Origin of the sequence: Paenibacillus algorifonticola, from assembly GCF_050481745.1 — a bacterium.
Taxonomy (GTDB): domain Bacteria; phylum Bacillota; class Bacilli; order Paenibacillales; family Paenibacillaceae; genus Pristimantibacillus; species Pristimantibacillus algorifonticola_A.
Genome location: NZ_JBCNGR010000088.1, coordinates 1 through 6,910 on the forward strand (window position 1 = coordinate 1; position 6,910 = coordinate 6,910).

Annotated in this window: 4 protein-coding genes and 1 pseudogene; all 5 read left to right on the plus strand. The window is 49.2% G+C overall.

The window, feature by feature from the left end; translation table 11 throughout:
- Positions 1-263: pseudogene (locus tag ABEW34_RS31655) on the plus strand (hypothetical protein); the annotation flags it as partial.
- Positions 264-327: 64 nt separating this feature from the next.
- The gene (locus tag ABEW34_RS31660) at positions 328-2,355 is read left to right on the plus strand and encodes a carbamoyltransferase family protein (RefSeq protein WP_430165778.1); all 2,028 of its coding nucleotides are present in this window, start codon (positions 328-330) and stop codon (positions 2,353-2,355) included.
- Between the two features lie 60 nt (positions 2,356-2,415).
- The gene (locus ABEW34_RS31665) at positions 2,416-4,440 is read left to right on the plus strand and encodes a carbamoyltransferase family protein (protein ID WP_430165781.1); all 2,025 of its coding nucleotides are present in this window, start codon (positions 2,416-2,418) and stop codon (positions 4,438-4,440) included.
- Positions 4,441-4,449: 9 nt separating this feature from the next.
- On the plus strand, positions 4,450-5,175 hold the full coding sequence (locus ABEW34_RS31670; protein ID WP_430165784.1) for a thioesterase II family protein: 726 nt from the start codon (positions 4,450-4,452) through the stop codon (positions 5,173-5,175).
- A gap of 46 nt (positions 5,176-5,221) precedes the next feature.
- The coding region (locus tag ABEW34_RS31675) for an AMP-binding protein (RefSeq protein WP_430165786.1) at positions 5,222-6,910 on the plus strand (1,689 nt) is incomplete at its 3' end.

The following is a 6,910-nucleotide window of genomic DNA, read 5'->3' on the forward strand; positions in this document are numbered from 1 at the left end:
CATCAGCACTGGACAGTGATTCCGAGCTGGCGGTCCAGCAAGGGATCGAGCGGCTGATGGAAGGGAAAACGACGATTGCGATCGCCCATCGGCTGTCCACCATAGAGCAAGCGGATACGATTGTAGTTGTCGACCGTGGGAAGATTCTGGAGCAGGGCAAGCATGAGGAGCTTCTGGAAGCTGGTGGCGCATACAGCCGCCTGCATCATACGCAGAAGCGAACACAGGAGTGGCTTCCACAGGCGCTACAGCAAGAAGCTTGAGTGCTAGGAGCAGGCGCCAACGTGGCCGCTCACAAAATGTTGAAGAAATAAGGAAGGTGAAATAATGAGGATACTTGGCATTAGCGGGGGGATCGATTTCCCTCATGAGGACGGGTTTATAACGACCATACTGAATTCAGAGGTTCATGATGCTTCAGCCGTATTAATTGAAGATGGGCAAGTTGTTGCCGCCTATGAGGAAGAGCGTCTGAATCGGATTAAGCACACAGGAAAGATGCCTATTTTATCGATACGCCGTTGTTTGGAGCTGGGTGGAATACAATTGGACGATGTGGACAAAATCGTCTATTTCTACTCGGAAACCCAGTTTAAATACGAGATGACTACCCACCGGCATGAGTATCGGCAATTTCCTTACAGTGATCCGCAGGCGTGGGTGGTCGAACGACTGAAGCAATTTTTTGATACGGATTTTAAGAAAGAGAATGTTGTGTTTGAAAATCACCACTACTGCCATGCTGCAAGCGCCTATTATATGTCTGGGTTTGAAGAAGCGCTCATCGTTACAATAGATGGTGCTTCATTGGAAGGGAATGCTGGAATTGTGCTTGATGCTGAAGGAGATTCGCTCAAGCCGCTCGGCCATATTTCCAACGATGACAGCTTAGGTTCTTTTTATACGCAGATTATCGAATTTCTCGGCTATAAGACTCATGATGAATATAAAGTAATGGGACTCGCTCCATATGGAGATCCTTCCAAATTCAGAAGGCTGTTCAAGAAAGCCTTCACCTTGCTTCCAGAAGGAAAATTCCAGCTTAATAGAAGCTTCTATTATGTGCTTATGGATTCAATGTCAAGCCCGCGGATGAAGGGGGAGTTGTTTACACAGGAGCACAAGGACATTGCGGCTGCTCTGCAGGAAGCGCTCGAAAACGTTGTCATGCATATGCTTGTCCATTATCAGCAGGCGACTGGGCGCAAGAAGCTGTGCATGGCTGGCGGCGTAGCGCACAACTGTACGTTAAATGGGAAAATTTTGTACTCCGGCTTATTCGACGAGGTGTTTGTACAGCCTGCTGCCCATGATGCGGGCAATGCGCTGGGAGGAGCACTGCTGCAGTCCCGCAAGCTGGCTCCTAGCACACAGACAGAAAAGCTGCGGCATCTGTACTGGGGAAGCGGCATTCAGAACAATGATAGCGTTCTTGAAATATTGAAGCAGTGGGAGCGGTTCGTTACCTACCGCAAAGTTGATCATGTTGTCGAGGTTGCGGCTAGGCTGATTGCAGATGGAGCGGTTATTGGCTGGGCGCAGGGGCGCTCGGAGTTTGGTCCTCGTGCGCTTGGCAACCGGAGCATTTTGGCTGATCCCCGTCCAGAGGAAAACAAAAGCATCATTAATGCCATGGTTAAAAAACGGGAAGGCTACCGGCCGTTTGCGCCTTCTATTCTGGAAGAGTATGCAGACGATTATTATGTGCTGCCGCAGACGAAAGCCCCTTATTCCTACATGAATTTCGTGCTGAAGACGCGGGAGGACAAGCAGAAGTTGCTCGGCGCGGTTACTCATGTAGACGGCACGGCTCGCATCCAGACGGTATCCCGTGAAACGAACGCGAAGTATTGGCATTTAATCGAGGAATTCCGCAAGCTGACGGGTGTGCCGGTGCTGCTGAATACATCGTTTAACAACAATGCGGAACCGATTGTCGATTCAGAAGAGGATGCGATTGTCAGCTTCCTGACAACCAACATTAACACCTTGATTATCGGAGACTACGTCATTGATAAAAAGACAGTCGGCAAGGAAGAGTTTTTGAAGTTTGTGCCAAAGCGTCCATTCAGCTCAGAGCTAAAGCAGTCGGTCGGCTATACAGCAGAAGGAAACAAGCAAACCGCTTACGAAATACGCCTCCACTTTGGAGATAAATATAAGACAACGTTGTCAGAAGAAATGTACCGGGTGCTAGAGCAATCTGACGGGGAGAAGACGCTGGCAGAGCTGGTTGAGCTTACAGGCTGCGGCGGGAAGTCGGAAGAGGATATCGTTGACGAAGTGGTCGAATTATGGTCTTTACGGCTGATTCATTTACGGCCATTTGAAACGGTAGCTCTAGCTACCGTTTGAAGGCTGCAATAAAAAGCGGGGAAGGCAAACCAAGTAAAGTGAATAGGTAGGAGGATGAATATGCTCGTATTAGGTCTTAATGGCGGCATCGAATTGCCGCATGAGGATTTGAAGGTGTTTGGAAATGGCGGAATTGCACACGACTCGGCTGCTGTTCTTATTAAAGACGGGGTGGTGATCGCCGCCTCAGAGGAAGAAAGGCTGAATCGAGTAAAGCATACGGGCAAGGCGCCACTGCAGACGATCTATTTATGCTTGAAGCGGCTCGGCATTACGTTTTCGGATATTGACAAAGTAGTCATTACGACGAGAGAGCAGGAAACCGACCTGCTTGTGCGGGATGATTTTTTCTATCGTGATTCTTTGCATAAAAATACGAGAGAGCTTCTGGTAGATTTCTTTTACCAGATTGACGGAACGAAATACGATCCGAATAATATCGTTTTTGTTGATCACCACATCTGTCATGCAGCCAGCGCTCATTTCATGTCCGGCTTTGATCGAAGCCTGACGGTTACGATTGATGGAGAATCGCAGGAGGGCTACGCCGGCTATATTATAAGCGCCGAAGGAACGAGCTTCAAAATTCTTGACCGCATCACCAATGCCAATAGCTTAGGCTCCTTCTATATTTCGGTTATCCGCATGCTGGGCTATCATCAGCACGATGAATATAAAGTAATGGGGCTCGCACCGTATGGCGATCCAAGCAAATTCAGACGAATGCTCAGAAAAGCATATGTTTTGCTTCCCGAAGGCAAATTCAAAATCAATTTGGCCTGGTCCACCGCCCTTTTCGATTTTATGACGCCAAGAAAGAAGGGCGGTCCCATTACTCAGGAGCATATGGATTTGGCCGCGTCCTTGCAGGAGGCGCTTGAAACGATTGTCATGCATATGCTGACGCATTATCAGCAGGCAACCGGACATACGAAGCTTGCCATGGCAGGCGGCGTAGCGCATAACTGCTCGATGAATGGAAAAGTTTTATATGCGGGGCTTTTCGATGAGGTTTTTGTTCAGCCTGCTGCACATGATGCGGGCAATGCGCTGGGCGGCGCCTTGTACGTATCCAATAAGTTTGCGCCTGATAAGTCGCTGGAGAAGCTGCAGCATCTCTATTGGGGAAGTGAAATTCAAGGCAACGACGGCTTGGAGCAAATATTAAACCGCTGGGAACGCTTCGTCAGCTTCCGCAAGGTGGACAATATCGCTGAGGAGACAGCCAAGCGAATCGCGGAAGGGGCCGTCTTCGGCTGGGTTCAAGGCCGTGCTGAATTTGGCCCTCGCGCGCTAGGCAACCGCAGCATTCTTGCTGATCCAAGACCAGCGGAGAACAAAAGCATTATTAATGAGATGGTGAAAAAGCGTGAGGGCTATCGGCCGTTTGCGCCATCGATTTTGGAAGAATATGTGGGCGATTATTACGAAATGCCGCAGACGAAAGCGCCTTACTCGTATATGAATTTTGTACTGATGACAAAAGAGGATAAGCAGCCGCTGCTTGGAGCAGTTACCCATGTGGATGGCACCGCTCGCATTCAGACGGTCTCAAAAGAAACGAATGAACGGTATTGGGAGCTAATTAATGAATTCCGGAAATTGACCGGGGTGCCGATTTTGCTGAACACGTCGTTCAACAACAATGTAGAGCCAATCGTAGACTCGGAGGAGGATGCCATCGCAAGCTTCCTGACGACGAATATCCACTACTTGGCTATCGGCGATTATATGGTAGACAAGAAGAAAGTAGATAAGGCCGATTATTTGCATATGGTGCCGACGAGGCTGGTCAATTCCGAATTGAAAAAATCGATCGGCTATTCCGCTGACGGGACGAAACGCACCCTTCATGAAGTCCGGCTTCATTTTGGCGATAAGTACAAAAAAGCGATACCGGAGGAAATATTCCTGATGCTTGAGCATTCAGACGGTCAAAAATCGCTGGACGAGCTTGCCGATGAGCTGGGCGGCACCACGCTGACGAAATCGGAAATAGCAGAGCATTTTATTGAGCTTTGGTCGCTCCGTCTCGTTCATCTCAAGCCATCCGAGCGCGTAGCAGCGCTCTCGGCTAAGCTGTAAGGCAACAGGATGAAGAAGCTGAAGCTGTTAGCCTTTCCTTTTGCCGGTGCCTCGTCTATGTACTACTACAAGTGGAAAAAACATATTTCTGACCATATCGATTTCGTGCCTGTAAAGCTTGCAGGCAGGGGCGCCCGGCCAAGAGATCCTCTGTATCACACCTTTGATGAGGCGATTGAGGACGTGTACAAGCAAATCGAAAGCATTATAGACGATGGGCCTTATGCTTTTTTTGGCCACAGCATGGGAAGCATGCTTGCCTTTGAATTATCGCACAAGCTGAGGGAGCAGCAACGCCATGACCCTACGATAATATTCGTGTCTGGCAGATGGGCTCCCCATATCCAAAGAACGGATTTGGTCAATCCAAGTACGCCAGACGAGCAGCTTAAAGAGCGTCTGCTGGAGCTTGGAGGAACATCTCCGGAGCTGTTTGAAAACCCGATGCTTGCAGATGCGTTTATTCCGATATTGCGGGCCGATTTTTATGCAATGGAGTCCTATGTTTATGACAGCAGCAGAGAGCCGTTGTCCACAGCTATCAATGCGATGACGGGCGTGAAAGACTGGGATGTCAATAAGCGGGATTTTGTGGAATGGGGCAAGCACACGACGGGCGAATTTTCAGTTCATAAATTTATGGGCGGACATTTTTATATTAATGACAGCTTTGATACGGTCATTCAACATATCAATCGCACCTTGCTTAGCAGTGTGCACGAAGCGAGAGCATAGATCCTTGTGCTGAACCTATAAAACGAATGGGGGTGAGCCAGCGGTTATGAACAAGCACCGGCTCATGCATCATATTTTCGCAGCAAACCGTGAAATGGTTGACCGGGGAATCACGTTTATCGACGAGGCAGACGAGGAAGAATTTGTATCCTACCGCCAGCTGTACGAGCGTTCATTATGTCTCCTTCATGATTTGCGTCAACACGGGGTACAAGCGGGACACGAGCTGTTATTGCAAATACAGGATAATCGGCTGTTTCTTGAGGTTTTCTGGGCTTGCATACTGGGGCGGATTATCGCCGTCCCGGTAACGGTAGCAACCAATGATGAAACGAAGCTGAAGGTTTGCAAGGTGTGGGGCAAATTAAGCAACCCGCATTTTATGGGTAGTGAAGCGACGATGAAGGGTATGATTTCATTCGCAGAAGAGCACCCACAATTTGCCTCTGGCGTGGACAGCATGAACGGTAGATTTATAGAATTGGCGTCCTTAAAAGGAGAGAGCAGTGCGGATCTGATGGAGGCTGAGCCGGATGATATCGCATTTATTCAGTTCTCCTCTGGATCAACGGGCGACCCGAAGGGCGTTGTGCTGACCCATAGCAACGTTATGGCCAACGTCGCCGCCATGCAGAAAATATGGCATATAGATGCTGGCGAACGGGTATTGAGCTGGATGCCGCTCACACATGACATGGGATTGATTGCGATGCATCTATTGCATGCCTTTACACAATCCTCGCAGTTTATTATGAGGACGAAGCTGTTTATTCTTAACCCGCTGCTCTGGATAGAGAAGGCAAATAAACACCGCGTCAATCGGCTGTACAGCCCTAATTTCGGCTATAAATATTTTTTGGCCTTTTACGATCAAGAGCATGACTACGGCTGGGATTTATCTGGCCTTTCCTGCCTTTGCAACGGCGCCGAGCCCATTTCAACGGAAATTAGCGAGCGTTTTATGGAGCAGCTGGCAAAATATAATCTCCCCCAGACGGCCATGAGGCCGGCATACGGGCTTGCAGAGGGAACGGTTGGCGTGTGCTTTACCCCTCTAAACGAGCCGTTCAAGTATGTGGCTGTGGACCGGAGATTTCTCCGGATTGGAGAGACCGTACGTTTGCTTAAGCGAGGGGAATCGGGCAGCCTGCTTTATGTGGACGTAGGTGGTCCGATTGGAAGCTGTGAAGTCATGATTGCTGATGAGCAGGGCAGCCCGCTTCCGATGGCCACAGTCGGTTACATTTTTATTAAAGGGCCGAGCGTCACCAGAGGGTATTACAACGAACCAGAAGCTGCTGAAAGGCAGGCAGACGAGTGGCTGAATACAGCGGATATTGGATTTATGCTGAATGGGCGGCTAATCGTTGTCGGAAGGGCAAAGGACATATTGTTCGTCAACGGGCAAAATGTTTTCTCCCACGACATTGAGAGAGTGGCAGAGGAGGTAGACGGGGTCGAGCTTTGGAATGTGGCAGCCTGTGGAACGGGTGGAACGTCTGCAGGTACGGAGGAAGCGTGCCTGTTCCTATTATACAGAGGCAAAAATCTGGAGGCGTTCTGCGGGCTTGCGAGCCGAGTTAAACAGCATATTCACCGGAAAATGGGCCTCTTTATCGACCATGTTATCCCTGTGAAATCCATACCTAAAACGACGAGTGGAAAAATCCAGCGCTATAAGCTGGGTGAGCAATATACAAGCGGGCAGTTCGATTCCATCATTCATGACATGGAG